The sequence below is a fragment of the Mesorhizobium sp. 1B3 genome (assembly GCF_050958605.1).
Classification (GTDB): domain Bacteria; phylum Pseudomonadota; class Alphaproteobacteria; order Rhizobiales; family Rhizobiaceae.
On the sequence record NZ_JBJHDO010000010.1, the window covers coordinates 84,437 to 109,285 of the forward strand.

Sequence of the window (24,849 nt, forward strand, 5' to 3'; positions counted from 1 at the left end):
GTCAAAATGCTTTGTACATTGGGCAAGGCCCCGTTGGTCGTGGGCTGGGTGGTCGTCGCGATATTGCTGTCCGCTTGCAGCGAAGAGAACACCTATGTCGCGCCGCCCCCGCCCAAAGTAGAGGTTGCGCTACCACTGAAGCAGACCGTGACGCCTTATCTCTACGCGACCGGCAACACGACTGCAGTGAACACAACGACGCTGGTGGCGCGCGTATCGGGGTTCATCCAGGAGATCGACTACAAAGACGGCGATGAAGTGAAAGCGGGTGCCAGGCTGTTCCTGATCGAGCCGGAACCCTACGAACTGGCCCTCGAGCAGGCCAAGGCAGGGCAGGGTTCGGCCGACGCCTCGGCAAAACAATCCGGTGCCGAACTCAAGCGTCAGCAGGAAATGCTCACGCAGAAGGTGATATCGCAGTCGAGCGCCGACCAGTCCGCAGCTGCCGCTGCCGTCGACGCCGCCAAGCAGCAGCAATCGGCCGTCGACGTGAAGCAGGCCGAGCTCAATCTGAGCTACACCGAGGTCAAGGCGCCGTTCGACGGTATCGTCACCGCCCGCCAGGTGTCGATGGGACAACTCGTCGGCGCCGGCAGCGCCACGACGCTCGCGACCATCGTCCAGCTGGATCCGATCTACGTCAACTTCACCATCAGCGAGCGGGATGTCTTGCGTATCCGTGCTGCCATTGCCAAGCGTGGCTTGACGGCCCAGGACCTCAAGAAAGTGGCCGTCGAAGTCGGGCTGCAGACAGAGACCGGTTATCCCCACAAAGGAACGCTCGACTATGCCGCACCGGAGGTGACGGCCTCCACGGGCACGCTCGCCGTGCGCGCCGTACTGCCCAATCAGGGCCGACCGCTTCTGCCGGGCTACTTCGTGCGCGTCAGGGTGCCGCTCGGGGAAGAGCCGGATATGATGCTCGTTCCTGATCGTGCGATCGGCAGCGATCAGGCCGGCCGCTATGTGCTCGTGGCGGGGAAGGATGACGTCGTCGAGCAGCGCACGGTCGAAATCGGCGAGCAGGTGGGCAATCTGCGCGTCGTCACCTCGGGGATCAAGCCCGAAGATCGCGTCGTCGTGTCCGGCCTGCTGGCGGCCGTGCCCGGCCAGAAGATCGAGCCGCAGGCCAAGGTCCTCGAGGCGGCGGCGACGGACGGCGCAGTTCAATGATTTCCAAGTTCTTCATCGAACGGCCGGTCCTTGCGAATGTCATCGCCATTCTCACCCTCGTCATCGGCATCGTCTCGCTCTTTGCCTTGCCGGTCGCGCAATATCCGGATGTGGTGCCGCCGACGGTCTCGGTGACGACCCGCTATCCCGGAGCCAGCGCACGTACGGTCATCGACACTGTGGCGCTGCCGATCGAGCAGCAGGTCAACGGCGTCGAGGACATGATCTACATGCAGTCCTTCGCCGCCTCGGATGGCAGCTACAACTTGACCGTCACTTTCACGATCGGGACCGATCTCGACCAGGCGCAGGTGCTGGTGCAGAACCGCGTGTCCTCGGCTCTCGCGGCGTTGCCGCAGGCGGTGCAGGTTCAGGGTGTCGTCGTGCAGAAGAAGTCGACATCGATCCTCGAAATCGTGACGCTCACCTCGCCCGATAGCAAATATGACAGCCTCTATCTCAGCAATTATGCCACCATCCGGCTGAAGGACGAGCTCTCCCGCCTGCCTGGCGTCGGCAACGTGAACGTGTTCGGCGCCGGGCAATATTCGATGCGTATCTGGCTGGATCCCGAGAAGATGCAGGCGCGCAGTCTGGCGGTCCAGGACGTGATCCAGGCGTTGAGCCAGCAGAGCGAGCAGGTCACAGCGGGCCAGGTCGGTGCGCCGCCGCAGCCCGACGGCCAGTCCTTCCAATACACGGTCGAAGTGCAGAGCCGCCTCGACGATCCCGAGCAGTTCGGCGAGGTGATCGTCAAGACCGGCGGCAGCGGCGACATGACCCGCGTGAACGATATCGGTCGGGTCGAGCTCGGCGCCCAGACTTATGGCCAGTTCTTCGAACTCGATGGCCAGCCGGCGGCAGGCATGGCTATTTTCCTGTCGCCGGGAGCCAACGCGCTCGACGTTGCCGGAAGGGTCGAGGCCAGGATGAAGGAGTTGGCGCGCGATTTCCCCGCGGGAATCGCTTATTCGATCCCCTTCAACACCACGGTCTTCGTCAGCCAAGCGATCAACGAGGTCTACAAGACGCTGGTCGAGGCCGCCCTGCTGGTGCTCATCGTCATACTCGTCTTCCTGCAGGACTGGCGCGCCATGCTGGTGCCGGCGACGACCGTGCCGGTAACCATCATCGGCGCCTTCGCGGCGATGGCCGCACTGGGCTTTTCCGTAAACTTGTCGACGCTCTTTGCCATCGTGCTCGCCATCGGCATCGTGGTCGACGATGCGATTGTCGTGGTCGAGGGGGCTGCTCACAATATGGAGCGCGGCATGTCGGGCCACGACGCGGCGATAGCCGCCATGAACACACTGTTCGCGCCGATCGTGGGCATCACCCTGGCGCTGATGGCGGTGTTCCTGCCGGCCGCCTTCCTGCCCGGACTCACCGGCCAGATGTACGCGCAGTTCGCGCTGGTCATAGCGGCGACTGCGCTCATCAGCGCCATCAACGCGGCGACGCTGAAGCCGACGCAATGCGCGCTCTGGCTAAGGCCTCCCGTGCCGCCCGACCAGCGCAATTTCTTCTATCGCGGCTTCAACGCGGTCTACCAGCGCATGGAGAACGGTTACGTTCGACTGATCGGCGCCATGGTGCGCCACAGTGCAGTGGCGGCCGTGATCGCACTCCTGATCATAGGCGCTGCCGGCTACGGCATGTCGCGCGTGGCGACGGGCTTTATCCCAGTCGAGGACCAAGGTTATCTGCTCGCCTCGGTGCAACTGCCCGATGGCGCCGCACTCGGGCGCACGCAGGAGACATTACGGCAGGTCACTCGGATCGCCAAGGCGACACCAGGCGTCGACCAGGTCGTGGCCATCTCGGGCATCTCTGCTCTCGACAACAACTCGACCCTCGCCAATGCCGGAGTTGCCTACATCATCCTCAAGGACTGGAGCCTACGCGGCAAGGGCGAAGATCTCGCCTCGCTCTACCAGACACTCAACAGAAGCCTGTCGGACATGGAGGACGGCCGCGTTCTGGTGCTGCCGCCGCCGCCGATCCAGGGCATCGGCAACGCCGCCGGTTTCACCATGCAGATCGAGCTTCGCGACGGCACCTTCGACCTTGCCAAACTGCAGGGCACCGTCAACGCGATGGTGAAAACAGCTGAAACGCAATCGGGCATCCAGCGCCTATCGGCGACGTTCCGCGCCAACGTTCCGCAATACAGCGTCGAGATCGACCGCGAGAAGGTGGAGAATGTCGGACTGACCACGGATCAGGTCTTCCAGACGCTCGCCGGATATCTCGGCTCAAGCTACGTCAGCCAGTTCAACAAGTTCGGGCGCGTGTTTCAGATCTATGTGCAGGGCGATTCACAGTTCCGCCTGACGCCCCAGGACATCGGCCGTCTCACCGTGCGCAATCAGAGCGGCGAGATGATCCCGCTCGGAACTGTGCTGAACATCACGCCGAGCATCGGCCCGCCGCTCATCAGCCTCTACAACCTCTATCCCTCGGCATCGATCATCGGCGTGCAGGCGGCGGGCTTCTCGTCGGGCGACGCGATCAGGCTGATGGAAGGAATCGCAGCCGACACGTTGCCGCCGGGAACCGGTTACGACTGGACGGCGCTCTCCTTCCAGGAGAAGCTCGTCGCCAACCAGATCTACCTGGTGTTCGGCCTCGCGCTGTTGCTCGTCTATCTGGTTCTCGCAGGGCAATATGAAAGCTGGCTCGCGCCGGTCGCGGTCCTGCTCGCCGCGCCGCTATCGCTGATCGGCCCGGTCCTCGTCCTCAACGGCCTCGGCATCGCCAACAATCTCTATGTCCAGATCGGGCTTATCCTGCTGATTGCCTTATCGGCCAAGAATGCGATCCTGATCGTCGAAGTCGCCCGCGATCTGCGCGCGGCCGGCACGCCGATCGTCGAATCCGCGATCGAGGCGGCGCGCACGCGCTTCCGGCCTATCCTGATGACGTCCTTCGCCTTCATCCTGGGCGTCGCGCCCCTGGTGGTGGCGACCGGCGCCGGCGCCAGCGCGCGACGGTCGATCGGCATCACGGTCTTTTCCGGCATGATCGCCTCGACGTGCCTTGCCATTCTCTTCGTGCCCTCCTTCTTCGTGATCCTGCAGGGCCTCGAGGAATGGCGAAGGGCGCGGAAGAAAAAGCCGATGGCGGCCGCCTAAAGCGTGTCCCTGGCAATCGGCTTCGGGTGACACGCTTTAGGTCATTGTTTTTGCCGCATCGCGACGCCGACCGAATCCGGCCGGCTGCGAAATGCTCCAAAGGCGGGACCACCCCGGCTCCATTTCCGTCAAGCGGCCTTTGCCCTTTGATTGGCGGCAGTCTCGGCAAGCTTCGTCAGCGCTTCGTCGGTCTTCTTTTCCTCCGCGAGAGTCTGGTCGAGAAGCTTGACGGCGTCGGTCATGCCGAGTTCCTGCGCCCACCGTTTCAGCGTGCCGTAGCGTGTGATTTCATAGTGTTCGGCAGCCTGGGCGGCAGAGATGAGCCCGGCGTCGAGAGCGGGCGAGGATTTGAAATCCTCCATGATCTCCTCGCCTTCCTCGACGATGCCGTCGATGGCGGGGCAGGTTTTGCCCTGGGCGCGCTTCCCGACGATCTCGAACACCTGCTGCAGCCGCTCGACATGACCTTCGGTCTCGTCGCGATGCTTTTCGAACGCCGCGGTCAGGTCTGGCGATTCGGCGCCCTTGGCCAGCTTCGGCAAAGCCTTCAGGAGCTTTCGCTCGGCATAGTAGACATCTCGGAGGGTTTCGTAGAACAGGTCTTCCAGTTTCTTTTCGGCTTTGGCGGGCATCGAGTGCGTCTCCTTTGAATTAGCCTTGGCAACTCCTTCAACTCCGTCGCCTCGCTTCCGTTCCCGGAGGGTCGAATGCGAAGTATGCCAGTTCGCCCCTTCTGGAACTGTCGGGTTCCCGGCGACTTCTATGTCCATGTTCCACGGCTTCCGAGATGAAATGATCGGACTGCCCGAGGCGACGCTGAGGGTCCGACATGGCGGCTCCGGGCCGCCTGTCCTGCTGTTGCACGGGCATCCGCGCACGCATGCCACCTGGCATCGGGTGGCGCCTATTCTTGCTGACCATCATACCGTTGTCTGTCCGGATCTTCGCGGGTTCGGCAGGTCGACCATTCCTGAAGACACGCGGGACCACCGGGGATCGTCCAAGCGCGCAAAGGCGAGGGATTGCGTTTCGCTCATGAGCCGGCTGGGCTTCGAGCGTTTCGCCGTCGTTGGACATGATCGCGGAAGCTACACGGCCTTCCGGGCGGCCATGGATCATCCCGCCGCCGTGAGCCATCTAGCCATACTCGATGGCGTGCCGATCCTGGAGGCGCTCGAGAGATGTGACGCACGTTTCGCCACCGCATGGTGGCACTGGTTCTTCTTCGCGCAGCCGGAAAAGCCCGAACGGGCGATTACCGCCGATCCCTTGGCCTGGTACGGCGGTTCCGCCGAACAGATGGGCGATGAGGCCTATGCCGAATACAGGGCCGCCATCCGCGATCCGCGGGTGATCCATGGGATGATCGAAGACTACAGGGCCGGGCTTTCGATGGACCGCCATCACGACGCGGAGGACCGCGCGGCCGGGCGTCGTCTCGCCTGTCCTGCTCTTGTTCTGTGGTCCCTGCGGGACGACTTGCAGGATATCTACGGAGACGTGCTCGAAGTCTGGAAACCTTGGGTCGCGGGCGCGTTGTCGGGAAAGGGGCTGGATTGCGGGCATCACATGGCGGAAGAGGCTCCGGACCAGCTCGCGGCCGAGATCCTCGCTTTTCTACGCTCGCAATAGCTCCTCCTCGATGCCGCCGCCGAAAATTTAACTGGCTCACGGACGCGTGGAACAAGGACTTTCGCAGGGAGTTGATGCAGAGCGGGAGGATCGTTCGATGAGCCAGCTGGAGCGTGCGGTCGAGATAGCGGAAGCTGCTCATCGAGGCCAGGTCGAGAAGAACGGAACCCCTTACATAGAACATTGCCACCGCGTTGCTCGGGCTGTCGAAACCCGCGACGAGAAGATCGTCGCTTATCTCCACGATACGCTGGAGAAGGGTCACGGATGGAGCCCGGAACGGCTGCTGGAAGCGGGGTTCAGCCGAAGCGTCGTGAGCGCGGTGGAAGCGTTGACCAAGCGTGCTGGTGAAACCGAGCGGGCCTTCGTACAACGTGCGGCTTCCAACAAGCTTGCACGAACGGTCAAGGTCGCGGATCTCAGGGACAACCTTCAGCAGGCCCGCGAAACGGGAGCGTCGACCGAGCGTTATGAGGAAGCGATCAAGATCCTGGAGGATCAATTCGACATGATGTGATGGCCGACCGGCAGCGATATCCGCTTCTCTCTCCATCGGCGAGACCTATTGGGCCGCTTCCTGGCACATCCGCAGAGCCTTGAAGGCGGCGTCAGTCCCGGTAAGGCTCAATTTGATCGGATCCCTTCCTTCCGGAGTGATGGTCAGCGTCTTTTTCTTGGCAAGGTCATAAATGAATTCGGGGTTGTTAAACTGAACATAGGCCCCCTTGAAGCCTTCCAGTTGTTGGCCGGTGGCCTCCCCGGTGAATTTCTGTCCGTCCACGTCAAAAATGACCGAGACCTTTTCCCCAGCACTGATTTCGGCGCCAGCCCTTGTGTAGAGCGCCATGAAACCCTTTATCTGCTCAGCCGGATTGATGCCCATCTGGAACTGCGTGTCGTCGGTCAGTTCCTTCGCAATCAGACAGCCGCGGGCCTTCCCTTCCCTGACATAGATATCCCAGCCGGCTTCAGTCCCGACTTGCTTGAAATTGTCCAAGGCAACGGCGGTTGACGTGAGAAACGCCAGGACCAGCGAGGTTCCGATTAGCTTCTTCGTGTACATAAGTCTCTCCTCCTGTTGAGATTGGCAGCGATGCCGGCACTGCTGCATTTGGGCGGGTGGAAAGCGATGATGTCCATGCTGCCGGGCAGCGATGCGTTTACCTTGGCTGCCGTCAGATCGGGTTCTCCCTGAACAGCTCGCCGACCAGCCAACTGTCTAGATAGGCGCGAACCTCCACGATCCTGCCGTCGGCGAAGCGGCAGAGCCAGCAATAGTGATTGTCGAACCGCATGCCGTTCCTGGCGGTTGCCCTGGAGCGAAGCTCGACGATCGCCCAATCGCCGTCGACGAGGACGTTCCTGGTCGCAAGCTGCGCCCCCTCCGGCAGCACCTTGGCCAGCTTGTCGAATGTCCCGGCCAGGAAATCCTTTTTCGAATTGTAACGGCCGGCGAGGGGATGCGTGCCCTCGACCGTCCAGTCGACGTCGTCGGCGACATGCTCGAAGAACTTCTCGCCATCTCCGTGCTCGAGATGCGCGAACAGTGCGGTCACCTCCTTTTTGTCCACCGGGTCCTCTTGTCTCTCGATGGCCTTCGTGCCGGCAGGGTCGCGACCATCGCCGGGTCGCGGAATCCAGTATATCACAGGAATGACAACGAATTACGACAATTGATGTTATCGAATATGGCGCAAGTCCGGCAGTTTCCAGCAAACTGAAAAAATAAACAAGAATAATATTCGAGGAAACATAAATATATATTCTTGCTTGGATTGGGCGGGTCGCCTCAGTCGAGCAGTTTGTGGGCCGTCGATAGCGGCGGTGGTCCCATCGCAAAGGCGACGGTGACGCTTTGGCCTGGGGGCGAGTAAGCCCCACCCAGCTGTCGGAGACAAGCACGGGTGACGACGGCGCCTTTCGCGTTGAGTCCGACCTTAGGAAGGCTGGCGGCGGCGCGCTTTACCTGACCGCGAGCGATTCAATCCGGCCAGTCGCGAGATTAAGCAGGAACGTAGGTCAACCTGATAATATCCGCGCCAATCCGATCATGGGTCATGAGGCGGAGCGGCGGTCGAGGTCCGGCGAAATATGGCTTGCCGTGACCAAGGACCACGGGGTGAAGGTAGATTCGATACTCGTCGATCAAGCCAAGTTCGGTGAGGCTTTGCGCCAAGTCCGGGCCCGCAACTTCGATCTCCCCGTCGTGCTCGGCCTTCAACTCGCGGATAGCGCCCTCGAGATCATCCTCAACAAGCCTGGCGTTGGGGCCGACAGACTTCAACGAGCGCGAGACGACCCATTTCGGCTGATTCCGCCACGCTGTCGCGAAGGCATGTTGCTCTGCATCCCATTCAGGATGATCGTCGTCCCAGTAACGCATGATCTCATACATTTGCCGGCCGTACACACTGCCCGCCTGCCCCTGAGCCTCCTCGATGAAGTGGCGGAAGAGCGTGGGGCTTGGCGCAAACGCCATGTGATCGACGTAGCCGTCCAGTGACTGGTTCATTCCGAACACGAGCTTGGCCATGCCCACTCCCTTTCCTTGAATGGCATATCCGGATAGATCCGATTGCATTATGCAATCGGTCGCAAGCTAGATCGACTGATTTTAAATTGCAATCGGTTTTTGGAGGAGCATGAACCCCCACGCTCGGGCTACCCGATCAATCTGACTCTCGAGGCCTGCGGGATCGCTGGAGCCTGATCGTTGTCGGCGACCGATGTTCGGCAACCGCTGTGATGCGCAAATCGAGAATCTACAGCACGGCGCGTGGAGTGGGATTCCCGCAAGGCGCTGTAGTGCGCGACGCGAGGCAGAACGTCGTCACGCCACGTCCTTGCCGGCCGCGGGCTTGAGCGTAAGGCCGGGCGCGAAGAGCTCGTCGTCGACGAATGTCAGGGCGCGCATGGCGCAGCCTTCGCGGATCAGCGGTATCTCGTTCGGCTCGGTGGCGAAGGTGATGGACCCTGAATGCTGCCCGCCCGCGGTCTGGGCGATCGCCTCGCGCAACGCCGGCTCGATCAGGTCGAAAGCGGACGCCCCTTGGCCGACCACGGCCACCGGAGCCGGATCGATGAGAGCGAAGAGGTTGCCCAGGCCATAGCCGATCGCCCTGCCGGCCCGGCGGAAGGCGGCTCGCTCGATCCCTTCGCCTTGTCGCGCGGCAACGGCGAGCGCCTGCATTTCGGCGTCGTCTATGTCGGCGGCCGGCGGGGCATTGTCGTCACCTTGCCGGACATGACGCCAGATGGCGTAGCTGCCGGCGTAGGCTTCCACGCAGCCGCGTCGCCCGCAACGGCACAACGCGCCTTCGGGCTGGTGGATCATATGGCCGAATTCGCCACCCGACGAGTGCGTTCCCGTGAACAGCTCTCCCCTCAGCATGAGTCCCATGCCGATGCCGTGGGAGAGCAGAATCGCGATGAAATCGTCGCGGTAGCGTTCGGGATCGCGCCAGCGCAGCGCCACCACGATCATACTGCAGTCGTTCTCGACCGTGACGGGGATGCCGGTCGCCTCCTCGAGGAGGTCGGCGAAAGGGATGTCGCCATGCGAGGTGATCGGCGACCACAGCATTGCGCGGGCAGCCGAATCGGTGATGCCCTGCACGGCCATGACGATACGCAGGACGCGCCTGCCGGCGGTGCCGCTGTGCCGCATCAGCCGGCATACGATCGCCTTGGTTTCGGCCGTCAGTTCGTTCCGTCCGATGGTGAGGGTCTGAAGCCGCAGATGATCCTCGGCGATCACCTTGCCCGAATAATCGAACAGCGTGGCGGTCAGCGAGTTGAGCGACAGCACGACCGCGATGACGGCGGCAGCCTCGGGGGCCAGGCCGATCGCCACTTGCGGGCGGCCGCGTTTCAGGGTTGGGGCCTCTCCGCCCCTGGCCTCCGCAAGAACGCCCTCGGCAAGAAGATCGGCCGAGATGGCCGATATGGTCGAATGGCTGAGGCCGGTCTTGCGCGCGATCTCTGTGCGGGAAGGCTGGCCGGCCCGGCGGACCGCCGAAATCACCAGGGCGCGGTTGCGCTTACGCAGATCGTCGTGGCGGATTCCGACCGACATTATTCCTTGTCCTCCCGACATGCTTCCGGGGCTCCCGAGCAGGCTTGCGCGGCTTCCTCCTCGCATCACCTGCCTGGTCTTTTATCTCTTGCCGCAGGTTTTTTCCGGGAAACGGTGACGCTTTCCAGAACCTGCTCAGGCGGACCCTTGAAACACGTTCGAAGAGATATTGACACAGGTGATGGAGCGAGTCATTCTTTTTTTCGAAGCTCGAAAAAAAGCTTCCCAGTTATATTGAAAAGATTGGTCATAGCGCTCATCGAGCGCAGGGAGGAAAACATGAAGAAATTCACGGCCGCCGTGCTGGCGGGTGCCGCCATGTCGTTCGCGCTTGCCGCAGTGGCTGAAGCCAAGGACAAGGTAATCGGCGTTTCCTGGTCGAACTTCCAGGAGGAACGCTGGAAAACCGACGAGGCGGCGATGAAGGCGGCGATCGAGGCCGCCGGCGACAAGTACATTTCGGCCGATGCCCAATCCTCCGCCGCCAAACAGCTTACCGACGTCGAGAGCCTGATCAGCCAGGGCGCCAATGCCCTCATCATCCTCTCTCAGGACGCTTCGGCGATAGGCCCGGCCGTCGAGAAGGCGCTGGCCGAAGGCATTCCGGTGGTCGGCTACGATCGCCTGATCGAAAACAAGGACGTGTTCTATCTGACCTTCGACAACAAGGAGGTCGGGCGCCTGCAGGCCCGCGAGGTGTTCAAGGTCAAGCCGGAAGGCAACTATGCCTTCATCAAGGGCTCGTCCGCCGATCCGAATGCCGACTTCCTGTTCGCCGGCCAGATGGAGGTGCTGAAGGAGGCCGTCGACGCCGGCAAGATCAAGAATGTCGGCGAGGCCTATACGGATGGCTGGTTGCCGGCCAACGCCCAGAAGAACATGGAACAGATCCTGACCACCAACAACAACAAGGTGGATGCGGTCGTGGCTTCCAACGACGGAACGGCCGGCGGCGCTATCGCCGCGCTTGCCGCACAAGGACTTGCCGGCTCGGTGCCGGTGTCGGGCCAGGACGGCGACCAGGCGGCGTTGAACCGCGTGGCGCTTGGCACCCAGACGGTTTCGGTGTGGAAAGACGCGCGCGAACTCGGCAAGGCGGCCGCCGAAATCGCGTCGCAGCTCGCCGACGGCAAGAAGATGGAAGAAATTCCGAACGTCGTGGATTTCACGACGCCCGGCGGCAATGTCACCAAGTCGGTCTTCCTGACCCCGATCGCTATCACCAAGGATAATCTCAACGTGGTGATCGACGCCGGTTGGGTGACGAAGGACGTCGTGTGCGCCGGGGTCCAGGCAGGCTCGGTCGCGGCCTGCAACTGATCTTTTTCTCACAAGACGCGCCGCGGTTTGACGAAAACCGCGGCGCGTCCATAGAATGATTGTCCGGCGCCCGGCGAGAGGGAGCCGGCGGGAGGCAGTCATGACGGATGTGACCTCGAATGCGCCGGCGGACCGCGCGCGCGCCGAAGAGCTCGGCCTTGTCCAGCGATTTCTGAAGGCGACTGAGATCGACACCCGCATGCTGGGCATGATTGGGGCGCTGCTCGTCATCTGGCTCGCCTTCCACTTCCTGTCGAACGGCTTGTTCCTGACGCCGCGCAACCTGTGGAACCTTTCGGTCCAGTCGTCCTCCGTGGCCGTCATGGCGACGGGCATGGTGCTGGTCATCGTAACGCGCAATATCGATCTTTCCGTGGGGTCGATCCTCGGCGTCGTCGGCATGGTCATGGGTGTAGCCCAAGCCGAATTCCTGCCGCGGGTGATCGGCATTCCGCTCGGCGATCCCTCGCTGTGGATCATCGCGCTTGGGGCGGGCCTAGTGGTCGGCACGGCGATCGGCGCACTGCACGGTTATCTCATCGCCTATCTCGGCATCCCGGCCTTCATCGTCACGCTCGGCGGCCTGCTGGTGTGGCGCGGCGCGGCGTGGTGGATCACGAGCGGCCGCACCGTGGCGCCGATGGACGCGACGTTCCGGCTGATGGGCGGCGGTCCGGAAGGCTCGATCGGCGCGACCGCGAGTTGGGCCGTCGGAATCGTCGCCTGCATCGCAGTGGTGCTCGTCCTGCTCAACAGCCGCCGGCAGCGCCAGCGCTTCAAATTTCCGCTGCGGCCCGTCTGGGCGGAGATCTTCCTGGGCGCCGTCTCTTCGGCCGCCATTCTGGGCGCCGTCTGGCTCGCCAATTCCTACCCCTGGCCGGTCGGCATCGTGCGTAGATATTACGAGGCGCAGGGCCTGGAGCCGCCGGAGGGCGTTTATATCGCGCATGGCATCGCAATTCCCGTGCTGATCGCCGTCGCGTCGGCTATCGTCATGACCTTCGTGGCGCGGCGCACGCGTTTCGGCCGCTATGTCTTCGCCATCGGCGGCAATCCGGAAGCGGCCGAGCTTGCCGGCATCAACACACGCTGGGTGATCATGAAGATCTTCATGGTCATGGGCTTCCTGGCTGCGGTGAGCGCCGCCATCTCGACAGCGCGCCTGAATGCGGCCACCAATGCGCAGGGCACGCTTGACGAACTGCTGGTCATCGCCGCGGCCGTCATCGGCGGCACCTCGCTTGCCGGCGGGTCGGGAACGGTGGCGGGCGCCATGCTCGGCGCTCTGCTGATGCAGTCGCTGCAATCGGGCATGGTACTGCTCGGAGTCGACACGCCGCTGCAGAACATCGTCGTGGGTGTCGTCCTCGTGGTGGCCGTCTGGCTCGATACGCTCTACCGCAAGCGCGTCGGTTAGGAGATCGAAATGGATCAGCAGCCGCATCCACCCCTCGTCGACATGAGGAACATCTCCATTGCCTTCGGCGGCATTCGCGCCGTCGACGATGCTTCCGTCGATCTCTATCCGGGAGAAGTCGTGGCGCTGCTCGGCCACAACGGCGCCGGCAAGTCGACGCTCATCAAGATCCTCTCCGGTGCCTACAAGCGCGACGGCGGAACCATATTCGTCAATGGCGAGGAGGCGTCGATCTCCAATCCGCGTGATGCCAAGAAATACGGCATCGAAACGATCTATCAGACGCTGGCTCTCGCCGACAATGTCGATGCCGCCGCGAACCTCTTCCTTGGTCGCGAACTGCGCACCCCATGGGGGACGCTGGACGATGTCGCGATGGAAGCCGAGGCGCGCAAGGTGATGGGCCGGCTCAATCCGCGCTTCCAGCGTTTCAAGGATCCGGTGGTCCGCCTTTCCGGCGGGCAGCGCCAGTCCGTGGCGATTGCCCGCGCCATATTGTTCAACGCCCGCATCCTGATCATGGACGAGCCGACGGCGGCACTCGGGCCCCAGGAGACGGCGCAGGTCGGGGAACTCGTCAGGCAGCTCAAGTCGGAAGGCATCGGCATCTTCCTGATCAGTCACGACATACACGATGTATTCGATCTCGCGGATCGCGTGTGCGTCATGAAAAACGGGCAGGTCGTCGGCTCGGCCCGTACCGGCGACGTCACCAAGGACGAAGTGCTGGGCATGATCATCCTCGGCAAATGTCCGCCTGGAGCAACGCCCGGTCCGGGTGCCCTGAAGATCGCGGCCTAACTGCGAAGTATCCGGCCCGATGCGGCCAGTGCGCGGTGAGATGGGTGAATAGCGAATGGGATCTATGGGCTGGGCGAGCCCGGTTCCATTCGCCATCGACCGTTTCACCATCCGCCAATTCAACATTTGCATTGCGCTGCCCGGTCGCGGATAAGTGCGAAAGCAGATGCGGGATCGTGTGTCGTTGAGACGTTATTTGCCCATCGCGGCGTTTCTGTCGGTGGCCCTGGCAAGCCTCGCCATGGCTGGCTTCGCCTATGTCGCGGCCCAGGATGCAACCCGCATCAAATTCGAAGCCACGGCGGACGATGCGCTGAACCGAATCGAGAATCGGCTCGAGAATCATCTTTCCCTGCTCGATGCCAGCCATGCGCTGTTCAAGGCGCGCGATGGCAACGTGTCGCGGGTGACCTTCAAGACATTCTTCGATGCGATCGATTTCGAACGGAATTTCGCCGGTTTGGGCGGCATCGGATTCGTCAGCCTCGTCAAGCCGGGAAACGAAGCCTTGGCGGAAGCGTTGATCGGCGCCAATTACGGCAAAGAACTTCCGATCTATCCCGAGTCCGATCAGCCATGGCGCGCGCCCATCGCGCTGTTTGAGCCGCTCGGGAGCACAGCGGGGATCGGTTACGACATGTTTACGGACGACGAGCGCCGCGCGGCGATCACTGGAGCCTTGGCGACCGACGGGGAATGGGCGACGGGCAAGGTCATGCTCGGTCAACCCGGGAGCACCCCGGCCGTACCCGGCTTTCTCGTGTTCCGGCGTCTCCAGATCGAAGCTCTTCCAGGAGAAGACACCCCGCCCGAGAGCAGGACCGCTGGCTTGCTTTTCGTGACGTTCAGGCTGAGGGAGTTCTTCGATGCCCTGCTTAGCCGGGCGCCCGTCCTGCCGCTCGCGGTAGAGGTGTTCGACGGCTTGCCTGAACCGAACCATCTCCTCTATCGGTCGCAAGGCTGGGACGCGGCGCCGGATGCTCGTCCTGTCACCACGCGAAAAACGGTGGTGGGCGGGCGTCAATGGACGATCCTGTTCCAACGTACCGCCGCCTTCGAACCGCCGACCTCGCGCGCCGTGCCGCTGATTCTCGGCTCGTTCGGGCTGCTTCTGGCCGCGGCAATCGCGCTTGCCGCGCGGCTTCAGATCAAGGCCTACGACGCCGCCCAGGCTCTGCAGATACAGGCCGAAAAATCGCTCTTGGAAAAGGACCTGATGCTTCAGGAGATGAAGCATCGCATCAAGAACTCCATCACGCGCATGCTGGCGATCGCCCGTCAGGCCGCGGTGGGCGCCACCGACGTGAACGAATTCACCAATACATTCGCGGCGCGCCTGCAGGCCATGGCGGCCTCCCAGGACGTCCTGACACGCGCGCGCTGGCAGAAGGCGGACCTCCTCGATCTCGTGAAGATCGAGCTGGGCCAGGTCCTCGGCAACGAGCTTTCCCCGGGCACGCTCTCGGGACAATCGGTGCGGCTCGACGAAACCACCACCCAGGCACTCGGGCTGACGTTCCACGAGCTCGCCACCAACACGCTCAAATACGGCAACGCGTCTGGGTTGAAGGTGAGCTGGGAAGTGGTGCGGGAAGGGCGCAACCGCAAGCTTCAGCTTCATTGGGAGGAAGTCGGCCACACCGGCATGACGCCGCCGCAGAAGTCCGGCTTCGGAACCAGGCTCATCGACATGACGATCGAGCGTGAGCTCGGAGGGAGCATTCGTCGCGAATTCCGCCAGGACGGCCTCAGGATCGACATCGAGATTCCGCTAGGAAAAAAGAAGAGCTGATCCGCAAACCGGGGGCGCTCGGCGTCCAAAAAGAAAAGCGGCGGCATCAACGCCGCCGCTCAGTACTCGACGGCCCCCGAGAGCCGCCAGTGCGGGAACGATCAGCAGCGATCCACGTAAACGCGGCCAGAGCGGCGGTCGCGATATTGACAATAACCCGGACGATCAGCGACGCGCCCGATCAGGTATCCGCCGACGCCACCCACCGCGGCGCCAACAGCGGCACCTTCGATCGAACCGGCCGCGATACCGCCAACGGCGGCCCCAAGGGCTGCGCCGCCGACAGCCGTCTTTTCAGCCGTCGTGCAGCCCGCCAGCGCCGCGACCGCGGCAAGTGCGATAATAACTTTTCTCATCCAACCTCTCCTGAGTATAAGCCGCCCCAACCGTCATGGCAAAGCGGTGTGCCGCTTGCCCGTAAATCAATCCCGGCCAGCGTACCCTTGCTCCGTGCGATGGGAATTTGTCGCAACCGTGACGTCGGAAGGGCCGATCGACGCGATAAGCGTTCCATCTGGCTTCACTTCCCATGTCAGCTCGGCATCTTCCTCTTCCATCGCCGGATCGACGGGAATGCACTGGGCGAAGATCTGCGGGTGCGTGCCGGTGAAACGGCCCATGGCATTGGGCACCTCGGTCTCGCATTCTTCCGCCGTCTCGAAGACGGGAACCGGTGCAGGCAACTCCTGGCATTGGGCCAGATCGTCCGAACAGCCTATGATGAGAAGCAGAGCAGCAATATGTTCCATGACAGCGACCTCTGTCACTGAAACGATGTTGTGCCTCGGCTGGTTCCCTCGAAAACATAGATGTTTTAATACTTCCTTAGCCGCAAGGGGATTCTTTTCGAACCACTTTAGTCGATTTCGTAGCTGCCTTCGGGGACGAGCAGCCTGTACTCCAATTGTCCGGAGCCTACGTCCAGGGTTGCGGTTCCGCCGAGCGAGGCAGGCACAACTCTCTCGAGCGCGACGCTGCCGAAGCGCTTGCTCCTCGCTCCGCCGCTCTCACCGGGCGGTATGGCTTCGGTCCAGACGAGTTCGAGCGCGGGGGGAGGTGAGCCGTCGGCATCGTGGCGGACGAGACGAGCGGTGAGGCTCACGCGGCCTTCGGGCCGGGAAAGCGCGCCGTAGCTCACCGAATTGACGGCTAGCTCATGCAGCGCAAGGCCGATATGGAGCGCTGCATTGGGGTTCAGAAATGGATTGATGCCTTCCAGCCGTATACTCCGGTCCGGATCAGCCGCGTAGCGTCCAACCTGGCTGGAGACAAGCTCGTTCAGGTCGGCCCCGCGCCAGTTGGAAGAGGTGACGAGGTCTTGGGAGGAGGCGAGCGACTGGAGCCGCCCCCGAAAGCGTGTCAGGAAGCCTTCGATCGTCCCGGAGTAACGGCCGGTCTGCGTGGCGATGCTCTGAATGATGGCGAGCAGGTTCTTCGACCGGTGGCTGACCTCCCGCAGCAGCGTTCTCAATGTCTGCTCGCGCCGCTTCTGCTCGGTGATGTCGACAGCCGTCGTCACCACCCCGCCAACATTGCTCTCGTTGCGGTCGGCATCGATCCAGATGTTGAACCACTTGGTACCGCCTTCGGCAGGCACGTGGATCTCGAGGCTCTGGGGATGACCGGATTCGAGCACGGCCCTCTTGGCGCCGATCACGCGCTCGGCTTCCGTCTCCGGCAGGAATTGATCGTCGGTTGCGCCGAAGAGGTCGCCGGTGGACCATGAGGGGGGCACATTCTGGGCCCATAGGACCCGCAGATCCGGATCCTGGTAGAGCACTGAAATGCCGGTATTGTTGAGTGCCCTCAACAAACTCCGCCCCAGCTCGACGCTCGTCTCGGGATGATGCACGTTCACTGCCCCGTTCCCGGCCCTTCTTACGTTCCGTTTTCCTCCGATACCAGGACACATGCAACACTTCGACCGCTGCTACCCCCAACTCGACACGCAGGGCCGCCTGTCCGGGACATGCGCCGCCGGCAACACTTCATCGCTGAAGTGCGTCCCAGCGGCTTCTGAAAACCGCTTGAGGGCACCGGTTTTCAGTATCCTGCCGCGATAGTTAGGTCACCCCGCGCGGCGGAACAGACCCGCCAGCAACGAAAGCACCAGAAAGGCCAGGAAGATGAAGAAGAGGATCTTGGCGATTCCCGCGGACGCTCCGGCTATGCCGCCGAAACCCAGCGCGCCTGCTATGATGGCGACGACGAGAAACACCAAGGCCCAATAGAGCATCTTCGATCTCCTTCAAATCGTAGGAAAAAACGTCTCGCACCCTGAATAGTTCCTCCGGCATTCTCCGTGCCTCGAGAGGGAACTGGCGGAGGGCGGCAAACGGAGGTCGTCAGGCCGCGGCCTTGGCCTGCCGGTCGAAGAAGAGCGCTTGGCTGATAAGCGCCTTCACCATGTCGGGGTTGAAGGGCTTTGTGACAAGGAAGGCTGGTTCCGGCCGTTCGCCGGTGAGCAGGCGCTCCGGGAAGGCGGTGATGAAGATCACCGGCACGGGCGTCTTGGCAAGGATTTCGTTGACGGCGTCGATCCCGGAACTGCCGTCGGCGAGCTGGATGTCGGCCAGAACCATTTTCGGATTGGTGCTTTTGAACAGCGCTGTCGCCTCGGAATGCGTGCGCGCCGTACCGACAACGCGGTGGCCGAGGCTCTCCACCATTTGTTCGATATCCATGGCGATTAGCGGCTCGTCCTCGATGATGAGGACTTCGGTCGCAACCTGGCGCGAGATTTCGTTGCTGGCCTGATTGATGAGCGCGGCGAATTCGCGTTCGGAAACGTCGAGGATCTCGGCCGCCTCCTTGTCGGTGAAGCCTTCCACCGCCACGAGCAGGAAGGCCTGCCGGGGGCGCGGGGCCAGCGCCGACAGGTTGGCGACGGTGCGTTGCTCCCAGGCCGATGCGGGGGATTCCTGCGGGACCTGGATCGAGATGGAGGAAAACAGCTTCGTGAACATCTTATAGAGCGCGATGCGATCGCTGGAGGCCTCCGGGAAGATGTCGACGTCGGCGATGATGGCTTCCAGCATCGCGGCGACGAGTGCGTCGCCGCTGGTCTGCGATCCGGAAACGGCGCGGGAAAAGCGGCGCAGGAACGGCAGATGCGGGGCAATCGTTGCGGACAAGGTCATTTCAGGACGTCTCCCTCATTCGACGTGAAAGGCTTTAAGTCGAGCCGCTCTTCGGGGCTAAACAGTCGGTTTCAACGCGGATTGCAACAAAAAGTTCCGGAGGAGGGAACGAATTCGGACCCGCGGCGTTGTGGGCTGCAAATTGGGCGGCACAATGAGGGCGCCCGGGCTGTTGTCCGTGAGTCGGGAGCGGTTCGGGCTTTAAAAAAACATCAGGGCGATTGGACACATGAAGAAAGAGCCGACTGGCGCGCGCGGCGACAAACCGAAGCGAAACGGACCTGAGCACCTTTTGGGAGCGAATTCAGAAATAGCCCGAAAACTGAACGAATATTACAAAAGTTTGTTGTCGGACGAGGTGCCCGATCATCTCACTCAGCTCCTGCTTCGTCTGGAGCGAGCAGAGACCGAGCAGAAAGGGGGCTGATCGCGCATGGCCGTTTCTCCGGACTTCAAGAACGACCTTCTGGGAGCCATCCCCAGCCTGCGCGCTTTCGCCGTTTCGTTGTCGCAGAATGCCGATCGGGCCGACGATCTCGTCCAGGAGACCTTGGTCAAGGCTTGGGACAAGCATTCGAGCTTCCAGCCGGGAACCAACATGAAAGCCTGGCTTTTCACCATCCTGCGGAACGAATTCTACTCGCAGATGCGCAAGCGGGGCCGCGAGGTGCAGGACAGCGACGGGATCATGACCGGCCGGCTTGCCGTCCATCCGAGCCAGCATGGCCTGCTCGACCTCGACGATTTCCGCGCCGCCCTGGCGCGGCTGCCGGAGGATCAGCGCGAAGCCATCATCCTGATCGGGGCGTCCGGCTTCTCCTACGAGGAGGCTGCCGAAATCTGCGACTGCGCGGTGGGTACGATCAAGAGCCGTGTCAGCCGGGCGCGAACCAGGCTGCAGGAAATCCTCAACATCTCCGGCGAGGCCGACTATGGGCCAGATGCCATCTCCGCGCAGGTGATGGGATCGAACGTTGCCTAAATAGACGTTGCGCTGCGACCGGCGGCAGCCACGGCCTCCATCAGCTCCTTCCCGGCGTAGGGTTTACCGATCACCCTAACGCCAGGAAAGGCCTTGAGGATTTCGTCTATGTCCGTGTAGCCGGACGCGATGACGAAGGGCAGGCCCAGGTCCCATAGTTCGCCGGCAAAGTCCAAGGTGGACGTTCCGCCGAGCAGGAGGTCGAGGATCGCGACATCGAAGCGTTTCCTGACGTCGCCGGCGCCGCCCGTCTCGGAGAGGCTGCGCATGATGACGACATCCGCAGCGCCTTCTTCGCGGCAAAGTTGCTCCACATCCATTGCGATGAGAGGCTCGTCCTCCAGGATGAGGATCCGCCGGCCGGCCAGTGCGTCAGAAGGCAATATCGAACTCCAGTCGGGGGACGTTGAAGCTTGGATTGATGGACGAGTTGAACGCCTATGTCATTAAAAAAAGACATGTACCGCCTTACCCCGGCGGAACCCGAGAAAGGCGCGCACGTTGCATGAGGTGTCCCGAGAGGGGGAGTCAACCCAAAGTGAGTTCGCAGTCGTCTCGTGCGTTCCTGACGCGACAATATCCGTGCGAAGAATGCCCGCTGCGTCCGCTCTCCGTTTTCCGGAATTTCGAGGCCGAGGAACTGAAGTTCGTCGCGGCCATGAAAAAAGGGGAGCTGGCGGTCGAGCGCGGCGCAACCGTGCTGGTCGAAGGCAGCCGCAACGCGCATCTTTATACCGTGCTGATGGGCTGGGGCTTCCGTTACAAGCTCTTGCCGGACGGGCGGCGGCAGATCTTGAATTACATCATGCCGGGGGATCTCGTCGGATTGCAGGGCAGCCTGATGGGCGAACTGCAGCATTCCGTCGAGGCGCTGTCGCCCATGCTCCTCTGCATCTTCGAACGAGGCGACCTGCATGAGCTATACCGGTGTCACCCAGGCCTCGCGTACGACATCACCTGGATCGCAGCGCGCGAGGAGCAAATGCTTGACGAGAATCTGCTCAGCGTCGGCCGCCGCACGGCCCTCGAGCGTGCCGCCTATCTCATCGCCTTCATTTGCGAGCGGGCGAAGGGCGTTGGTCTCAGCGGTGGCCAGCCGGTCGAGGTCCCGGTCACCCAGCAGCATATCGCCGACACGCTGGGTCTGTCCCTCGTGCATACCAATAAGACGCTCAGGAAGCTCGTGAGCCGCAAGCTCATCGCCTGGAACGGCGGCTGCACGGTGCTCGACGCCGAGGGGCTGAAGAAGGTGGCGCGGTGGGAAGGCCTGCCCGACCATTGCCGCCCGCTGGTATGAGCCACGAACGGGCTATTGAGCTACCCCGGCTTGTCTTTGTTTCGCAGCCTTCGTCGCAGGCACGAGCTCGCTGAGTTCCGCCTCGTCGAGGGTTTCCTTCTCGAGCAGCCGCCGTGCCGTCTTGTCCAGCGTGTCGCGCCGTTCGCGCAGCAGGTCGACCGTCCGCTCGAAAGAGTCGTCGACGATCCGGCGCACCTCATGGTCGATCTCCGCCGCCGTCTCGTCGGAGAAATCGCGTTCGCGCGGGCCGCCGGCCACGGGGTTCGGCGTCAAATAGGTCCTCTGGTCCTTTTCGAGCGCCACATTGCCGAGCTTCTCGGACATGCCATAGCGCGTGACCATGGCGCGAGCGATATCGGTGACCTTGGCGAGATCGTCCGCAGCACCCGTTGAAAGATGCCCGAAGACGATCCACTCCGCGGCGCGGCCGCCCAGCAGGACCGACATCTTGTTTTCCAACTCCTCCTTGGTCATCAGGAAACGGTCCTCGGTAGGCCGCTGGATGGTGTAGCCGAGCGCACCGACGCCGCGCGGGATGATCGAGACCTTGTGGACAGGGTCGACGCCGGGCAGGGCGAGGGCGACCAGCGCATGGCCCATCTCATGATAGGCGACGATCTCGCGCTCGCGCGGATTGAGCAGGCGGTTGCGTTTTTCCAGCCCGGCCACGATCCGTTCCACGGCATTGTTGAAGTCGTCCATGGTGACGGCCTCGGCGCCTCGCCTTGTAGCCAGCAGTGTCGCCTCGTTCACCAGATTGGCGAGGTCGGCTCCAGTGAAGCCCGGCGTCAGCGCGGCGATCTTCTCGGCATCGACCTCCGGCGCGAGCTTCGTCTTCTTCAGGTAGATGCCGAGAATCTGGATGCGCCCGAGCCGGTCGGGCCGGTCTACCAGAACCTGCCGGTCGAAGCGGCCCGCCCTCAACAGGGCGGGATCGAGAATCTCCGGACGGTTGGTGGCGGCAAGCAGGACGAGCCCGGTCGAGGAATCGAAGCCATCGAGCTCCACCAGAAGCTGGTTGAGGGTCTGCTCCTTCTCGTCGTGGCCGCCCGCCATCGGGCCGATGCCGCGGGCACGTCCGAGCGCGTCGAGCTCATCGATGAAGATGATCGCGGGAGCCTTCGACCGGGCTTGCTCGAAAAGATCGCGGACGCGGGCCGCACCCACGCCGACGAACATCTCGACGAATTCCGAGCCGGAGATCGAGAAGAAGGGAACGCCTGCTTCCCCTGCCACCGCCTTTGCGAGCAGAGTCTTGCCGGTGCCGGGCGGGCCGACGAGAAGAATCCCTTTCGGCATGCGGCCGCCGAGCCGGCTGTACTTCTTGGGGTCCTTGAGGAAATCGACGATTTCCCTCAGTTCGTCCTTCGCCTCGTCGACGCCTGCCACATCGGCGAAGGTCACGCCCGTGTTTTTCTCCACATAGATCTTGGCCTTGCTCTTTCCGATCTGCATCAGGCCGCCGCCGAAGCGGTCGCCCATGCGGCGCAGGAGGAACAGCCAGATGCCCACGAACACCACGGCCGGCACGACCCAGGAGAGGATGGTGCCGAGCAGGTTGCTCTCGATCTGGCCGCTATATTGGACGCCATAACGCTGCAATTCGTCGGCGATCACAGGTTCGACGCGGGTGGTCATGAAGCGGGTCTGGCCGCCGGGCAGGGGCTCCTTGAAGCTGCCTTGCATGAAATTGTCGGAGACCGCCACCTCCGCGACCTTGCCGTCGCGCAGGTATTGCTGGAATTCGCTGTAGGGGATCGTCGCCACCTGCTGGCCGACCGCATAGAGATACTGCAGCAGGAACAAAGCGCCGAATGCAGCGATCCAATACCAGATATTGAATTGAGTCTTTCCGTTCATGCCTGGTCCCCTGTTCCGGACCGCCAATGCGTCTCGTCCGGATTGGTTGCCCCGCCGAGACCGGGCCAAGAGGGTAAAGCGTCCAGGGCGAGCCTACAATATTTCCGCCGTCGCCGAAAATGTGATGACCTCCGGAGTCAAATGCGAGGTGGATGGAGCGCATTCGCACCTTGCATCCGGCCCAGATCGTGCGGATACACTGCATATGCCTGATTCGTTTCAGGCCTTTCTTCGAAGCTACCGGTACTGAACTCGGTCCGTGGCGAGCCGTCGGCGCGTGGCTGGCGAACGCCTTGGTTCCGAAGTTACGAGGATCGCCATTAACTTTTCGTTAACCATAGCGGACTAGCGTTAACCAATTGGTAAGGAATCGCCCGGCGTGAACAGCGTCCCCTCAATCGAGAAAAAATCGATACGCTTCCGGGCGCGCTCGTTCGTCGCTTTCGCGCTGGTGCCGGAGGCGCCTCTGGGGAACTGGCTGCAGGATCTCGATCGATGGATCGAGAATTCGCCGGGCTTCTTCACCGGTCGTCCGGTGGTGCTCGATCTCAACACACTCAATCCAGACATCGACCAGATCGCCCCTCTCGTCGCACAGCTCGCCGCGCGCGGCATTCGCGTCTACGCTATCGAAGACAAGAACATCAGTGCCCTCGGGGCCGACTTGCCGCCGCTCCTCGCCGGAGCGAAGAGGACCATCGTCGAGGAACAGCAGCCGGACCCGACCAGCCCGGCTCCCGTCAAACCTGGCGAGGCGCCGGCGTCCAATACTCTCATGGTCGAGGCGCCGGTTCGTTCGGGCCAATCGATCTTCCACCCCAATGGCGACGTGATCGTGTTGGGCTCGGCCAGTTCCGGCTCCGAGATCGTCGCGGGCGGATCCATCCATGTGTACGGCACCTTGCGTGGGCGCGCTTTCGCCGGTGCCTCGGGAAATTCCAAGGCGCGCATCTTCTGCCGGAAGAACGAAGCCGAGCTTCTGGCGGTGGACGGCTGGTACCGCACAGCCGAGGAAATGGAGCCGTCTTCTCGGGGCGGGCCGATACAGGCCTTCCTGGAGGACGGCATCATCGTGGTCACGGCGCTGAACTAGAATTGGAGAGAAGGACATGGCCAAGGTAGTGGTCGTCACATCCGGCAAAGGCGGCGTCGGCAAGACGACGTCGACTGCCGCCCTCGGGGCCGCTCTGGCCCAGACCGGAAAGAAGGTCGCTCTCGTCGACTTCGACGTCGGCCTTCGCAATCTCGACCTGGTCATGGGCGCGGAACGGCGCGTGGTGTTCGATCTCGTCAATGTGACGCAAGGGGTGGCAAAGCTGTCGCAGGCGCTGATCCGCGACAAGCGCGTGGACACGCTATTCCTGCTGCCGGCCTCGCAGACCCGCGACAAGGACGCGCTCACCGAGGAAGGCGTCGCCGATGTGATCGGTGCTATGCGCGAGAAGTTCGACTATGTATTGTGCGACAGCCCGGCCGGCATCGAGCGCGGCGCTCAACTCGCCATGCGCTTCGCCGACGAGGCCGTTATCGTCACCAATCCCGAGGTGAGCTCGGTCCGAGATTCCGACCGCATCATCGGCATGCTCGATTCCAAGACGATGAAGGCGGAGAAGGGCGAGAGCGTCACCAAGCACATTCTCGTCACGCGCTTCGACGCGGCGCGCGCCGCCCGAGGCGAGATGCTCAGCATCAACGACGTGCTGGAGATACTGTCGACGCCGCTGCTCGGCATCATCCCGGAAAACCAGGGCGTTCTGCGCGCCTCGAATGTCGGCTCGCCCGTGACGCTCAACGAGCCCAGCAATGCGGCGGCCCGCGCCTATATCGACGCTGCCAAGAGACTGGAAGGCGAGGATCTGCCGGTGGTCCTGCCCGTCGACAAGAGAGGGTTCCTCGACCGGCTTCTGGGAAGGAGGGCGGCATGACCCTGTTCAGCCTTTTCAAACGTCGCAGCACCAGCGCACCTGTTGCGCGCGAGCGCCTTCAGGTGCTCCTGGCCTACGAGCGCAACAATCGCAACCAGCCCGATCTCGTCGCGGTGTTGCGCGAGGAGATCATGGCGGTGATCGCCAAGCACGTCCAGGTCGAACAGGACGATGTGAAGGTGACCATGGATCGCGGCAAGACGACGTCGACTTTGGAAATCGATATCCACATCCCCAATGCGGGAGCGATCCGCGCGGCGGCTGTGTAGGGACGCTTTTCCGCAGCGCGAGGCCGCGACCG

Annotated in this window: 26 protein-coding genes; 14 read left to right on the top strand and 12 right to left on the bottom strand. The window is 62.5% G+C overall.

Annotated elements, in window-relative coordinates; genetic code table 11:
• Positions 1-6: 6 nt before the first annotated feature.
• Together ACCO56_RS23965 and ACCO56_RS23970 are read left to right on the top strand one after the other, a co-directional pair.
• The gene (locus ACCO56_RS23965) at positions 7-1,173 is read left to right on the top strand and encodes an efflux RND transporter periplasmic adaptor subunit (protein ID WP_433643399.1); all 1,167 of its coding nucleotides are present in this window, start codon (positions 7-9) and stop codon (positions 1,171-1,173) included.
• Positions 1,170-4,307: an efflux RND transporter permease subunit gene (locus ACCO56_RS23970; protein ID WP_433643400.1), complete on the top strand. Its 3,138-nt coding sequence runs from the start codon at positions 1,170-1,172 to the stop codon at positions 4,305-4,307. The genes ACCO56_RS23965 and ACCO56_RS23970 overlap by 4 nt, the downstream gene beginning before the upstream one ends.
• Before the next feature lie 128 nt (positions 4,308-4,435).
• Here the strand turns inward: ACCO56_RS23970 and ACCO56_RS23975 are convergent, their stop codons facing one another.
• Positions 4,436-4,939, bottom strand: coding sequence for a ferritin-like domain-containing protein (locus ACCO56_RS23975; RefSeq protein WP_433643401.1), 504 nt, complete (start codon positions 4,937-4,939; stop codon positions 4,436-4,438).
• Between the two features lie 136 nt (positions 4,940-5,075).
• On the opposite strand from ACCO56_RS23975, the gene ACCO56_RS23980 reads away from it, so the two are divergent.
• Together ACCO56_RS23980 and ACCO56_RS23985 are read left to right on the top strand one after the other, a co-directional pair.
• Positions 5,076-5,939, top strand: a complete 864-nt coding sequence (locus tag ACCO56_RS23980) for an alpha/beta fold hydrolase (RefSeq protein ID WP_433643575.1) — start codon at positions 5,076-5,078, stop codon at positions 5,937-5,939.
• A gap of 97 nt (positions 5,940-6,036) precedes the next feature.
• Positions 6,037-6,456, top strand: a complete 420-nt coding sequence (locus tag ACCO56_RS23985; RefSeq protein ID WP_433643402.1) for an HD domain-containing protein — start codon at positions 6,037-6,039, stop codon at positions 6,454-6,456.
• Positions 6,457-6,501: 45 nt separating this feature from the next.
• Here the strand turns inward: ACCO56_RS23985 and ACCO56_RS23990 are convergent, their stop codons facing one another.
• From ACCO56_RS23990 to ACCO56_RS24005, 4 genes are all read right to left on the bottom strand, one after another.
• Positions 6,502-7,002, bottom strand: a complete 501-nt coding sequence (locus ACCO56_RS23990) for a hypothetical protein (protein WP_433643403.1) — start codon at positions 7,000-7,002, stop codon at positions 6,502-6,504.
• 112 nt (positions 7,003-7,114) lie between these two features.
• Positions 7,115-7,510 carry a nuclear transport factor 2 family protein gene (locus tag ACCO56_RS23995; protein WP_433643404.1) on the bottom strand — a complete coding sequence of 132 codons (396 nt, stop codon included), beginning with the start codon at positions 7,508-7,510 and terminating at the stop codon, positions 7,115-7,117.
• Between the two features lie 431 nt (positions 7,511-7,941).
• On the bottom strand, positions 7,942-8,472 hold the full coding sequence (locus ACCO56_RS24000) for a dihydrofolate reductase family protein (protein ID WP_433643405.1): 531 nt from the start codon (positions 8,470-8,472) through the stop codon (positions 7,942-7,944).
• Between the two features lie 297 nt (positions 8,473-8,769).
• Positions 8,770-10,014: an ROK family transcriptional regulator gene (locus ACCO56_RS24005; protein WP_433643406.1), complete on the bottom strand. Its 1,245-nt coding sequence runs from the start codon at positions 10,012-10,014 to the stop codon at positions 8,770-8,772.
• Between the two features lie 279 nt (positions 10,015-10,293).
• Here ACCO56_RS24005 and xylF point away from each other — a divergent pair, with 279 nt between their 5' ends.
• The 4 genes from xylF to ACCO56_RS24025 all read left to right on the top strand — a co-directional run bounded on the left by xylF (position 10,294) and on the right by ACCO56_RS24025 (position 15,344).
• Positions 10,294-11,334 carry a D-xylose ABC transporter substrate-binding protein gene (xylF, locus tag ACCO56_RS24010; protein WP_433643407.1) on the top strand — a complete coding sequence of 347 codons (1,041 nt, stop codon included), beginning with the start codon at positions 10,294-10,296 and terminating at the stop codon, positions 11,332-11,334.
• 100 nt (positions 11,335-11,434) lie between these two features.
• Positions 11,435-12,751: a sugar ABC transporter permease gene (locus ACCO56_RS24015; protein WP_433643408.1), complete on the top strand. Its 1,317-nt coding sequence runs from the start codon at positions 11,435-11,437 to the stop codon at positions 12,749-12,751.
• A 9-nt stretch (positions 12,752-12,760) separates the two neighbouring features.
• The gene (locus tag ACCO56_RS24020; protein ID WP_433643409.1) at positions 12,761-13,552 is read left to right on the top strand and encodes an ATP-binding cassette domain-containing protein; all 792 of its coding nucleotides are present in this window, start codon (positions 12,761-12,763) and stop codon (positions 13,550-13,552) included.
• Positions 13,553-13,736: 184 nt separating this feature from the next.
• Positions 13,737-15,344, top strand: a complete 1,608-nt coding sequence (locus tag ACCO56_RS24025; RefSeq protein ID WP_433643410.1) for a CHASE domain-containing protein — start codon at positions 13,737-13,739, stop codon at positions 15,342-15,344.
• Between the two features lie 101 nt (positions 15,345-15,445).
• Here the strand turns inward: ACCO56_RS24025 and ACCO56_RS24030 are convergent, their stop codons facing one another.
• The 5 genes from ACCO56_RS24030 to ACCO56_RS24050 all read right to left on the bottom strand — a co-directional run bounded on the left by ACCO56_RS24030 (position 15,446) and on the right by ACCO56_RS24050 (position 18,484).
• The gene (locus ACCO56_RS24030; RefSeq protein WP_433643411.1) at positions 15,446-15,700 is read right to left on the bottom strand and encodes a glycine zipper domain-containing protein; all 255 of its coding nucleotides are present in this window, start codon (positions 15,698-15,700) and stop codon (positions 15,446-15,448) included.
• Between the two features lie 66 nt (positions 15,701-15,766).
• A complete protein-coding gene (locus tag ACCO56_RS24035; RefSeq protein WP_433643412.1) occupies positions 15,767-16,093 on the bottom strand; it encodes a hypothetical protein in 327 nt (108 codons plus the stop codon).
• Positions 16,094-16,200: 107 nt separating this feature from the next.
• Positions 16,201-17,256, bottom strand: coding sequence for a sensor histidine kinase (locus tag ACCO56_RS24040; RefSeq protein ID WP_433643413.1), 1,056 nt, complete (start codon positions 17,254-17,256; stop codon positions 16,201-16,203).
• A gap of 156 nt (positions 17,257-17,412) precedes the next feature.
• A complete protein-coding gene (locus ACCO56_RS24045; RefSeq protein ID WP_433643414.1) occupies positions 17,413-17,580 on the bottom strand; it encodes a DUF1328 domain-containing protein in 168 nt (55 codons plus the stop codon).
• Between the two features lie 109 nt (positions 17,581-17,689).
• Positions 17,690-18,484 (bottom strand): response regulator, encoded by a 795-nt coding sequence (locus tag ACCO56_RS24050; RefSeq protein WP_433643415.1) that lies wholly within the window; start codon positions 18,482-18,484, stop codon positions 17,690-17,692.
• A 229-nt stretch (positions 18,485-18,713) separates the two neighbouring features.
• On the opposite strand from ACCO56_RS24050, the gene ACCO56_RS24055 reads away from it, so the two are divergent.
• Together ACCO56_RS24055 and ACCO56_RS24060 are read left to right on the top strand one after the other, a co-directional pair.
• On the top strand, positions 18,714-18,911 hold the full coding sequence (locus tag ACCO56_RS24055) for a NepR family anti-sigma factor (protein ID WP_433643416.1): 198 nt from the start codon (positions 18,714-18,716) through the stop codon (positions 18,909-18,911).
• A 6-nt stretch (positions 18,912-18,917) separates the two neighbouring features.
• Positions 18,918-19,466, top strand: coding sequence for a sigma-70 family RNA polymerase sigma factor (locus tag ACCO56_RS24060; protein ID WP_433643417.1), 549 nt, complete (start codon positions 18,918-18,920; stop codon positions 19,464-19,466).
• Here the strand turns inward: ACCO56_RS24060 and ACCO56_RS24065 are convergent.
• Positions 19,463-19,849 carry a response regulator gene (locus tag ACCO56_RS24065; protein ID WP_433643418.1) on the bottom strand — a complete coding sequence of 129 codons (387 nt, stop codon included), beginning with the start codon at positions 19,847-19,849 and terminating at the stop codon, positions 19,463-19,465. The two genes, ACCO56_RS24060 and ACCO56_RS24065, sit on opposite strands and share 4 nt — an antisense overlap.
• Positions 19,850-19,971: 122 nt before the next feature.
• On the opposite strand from ACCO56_RS24065, the gene ACCO56_RS24070 reads away from it, so the two are divergent.
• Positions 19,972-20,763 carry a Crp/Fnr family transcriptional regulator gene (locus ACCO56_RS24070; RefSeq protein ID WP_433643576.1) on the top strand — a complete coding sequence of 264 codons (792 nt, stop codon included), beginning with the start codon at positions 19,972-19,974 and terminating at the stop codon, positions 20,761-20,763.
• A 12-nt stretch (positions 20,764-20,775) separates the two neighbouring features.
• Here ACCO56_RS24070 and ftsH read toward each other — a convergent pair whose 3' ends face one another.
• Entirely contained in the window at positions 20,776-22,623 is a 1,848-nt protein-coding gene (gene ftsH, locus ACCO56_RS24075) for an ATP-dependent zinc metalloprotease FtsH (RefSeq protein ID WP_433643419.1), read from the bottom strand.
• 379 nt (positions 22,624-23,002) lie between these two features.
• Between ftsH and minC the strand changes: the two genes are divergently transcribed.
• The 3 genes from minC to minE are packed head-to-tail and all read left to right on the top strand — an operon-like array spanning position 23,003 to position 24,817.
• Entirely contained in the window at positions 23,003-23,716 is a 714-nt protein-coding gene (gene minC / locus ACCO56_RS24080) for a septum site-determining protein MinC (protein ID WP_433643420.1), read from the top strand.
• Positions 23,717-23,732: 16 nt separating this feature from the next.
• Positions 23,733-24,548 (top strand): septum site-determining protein MinD, encoded by an 816-nt coding sequence (minD, locus tag ACCO56_RS24085; RefSeq protein ID WP_433643421.1) that lies wholly within the window; start codon positions 23,733-23,735, stop codon positions 24,546-24,548.
• Positions 24,545-24,817, top strand: a complete 273-nt coding sequence (gene minE / locus ACCO56_RS24090; RefSeq protein ID WP_433643422.1) for a cell division topological specificity factor MinE — start codon at positions 24,545-24,547, stop codon at positions 24,815-24,817. The genes minD and minE overlap by 4 nt, the downstream gene beginning before the upstream one ends.
• Positions 24,818-24,849 lie beyond the last annotated feature (32 nt).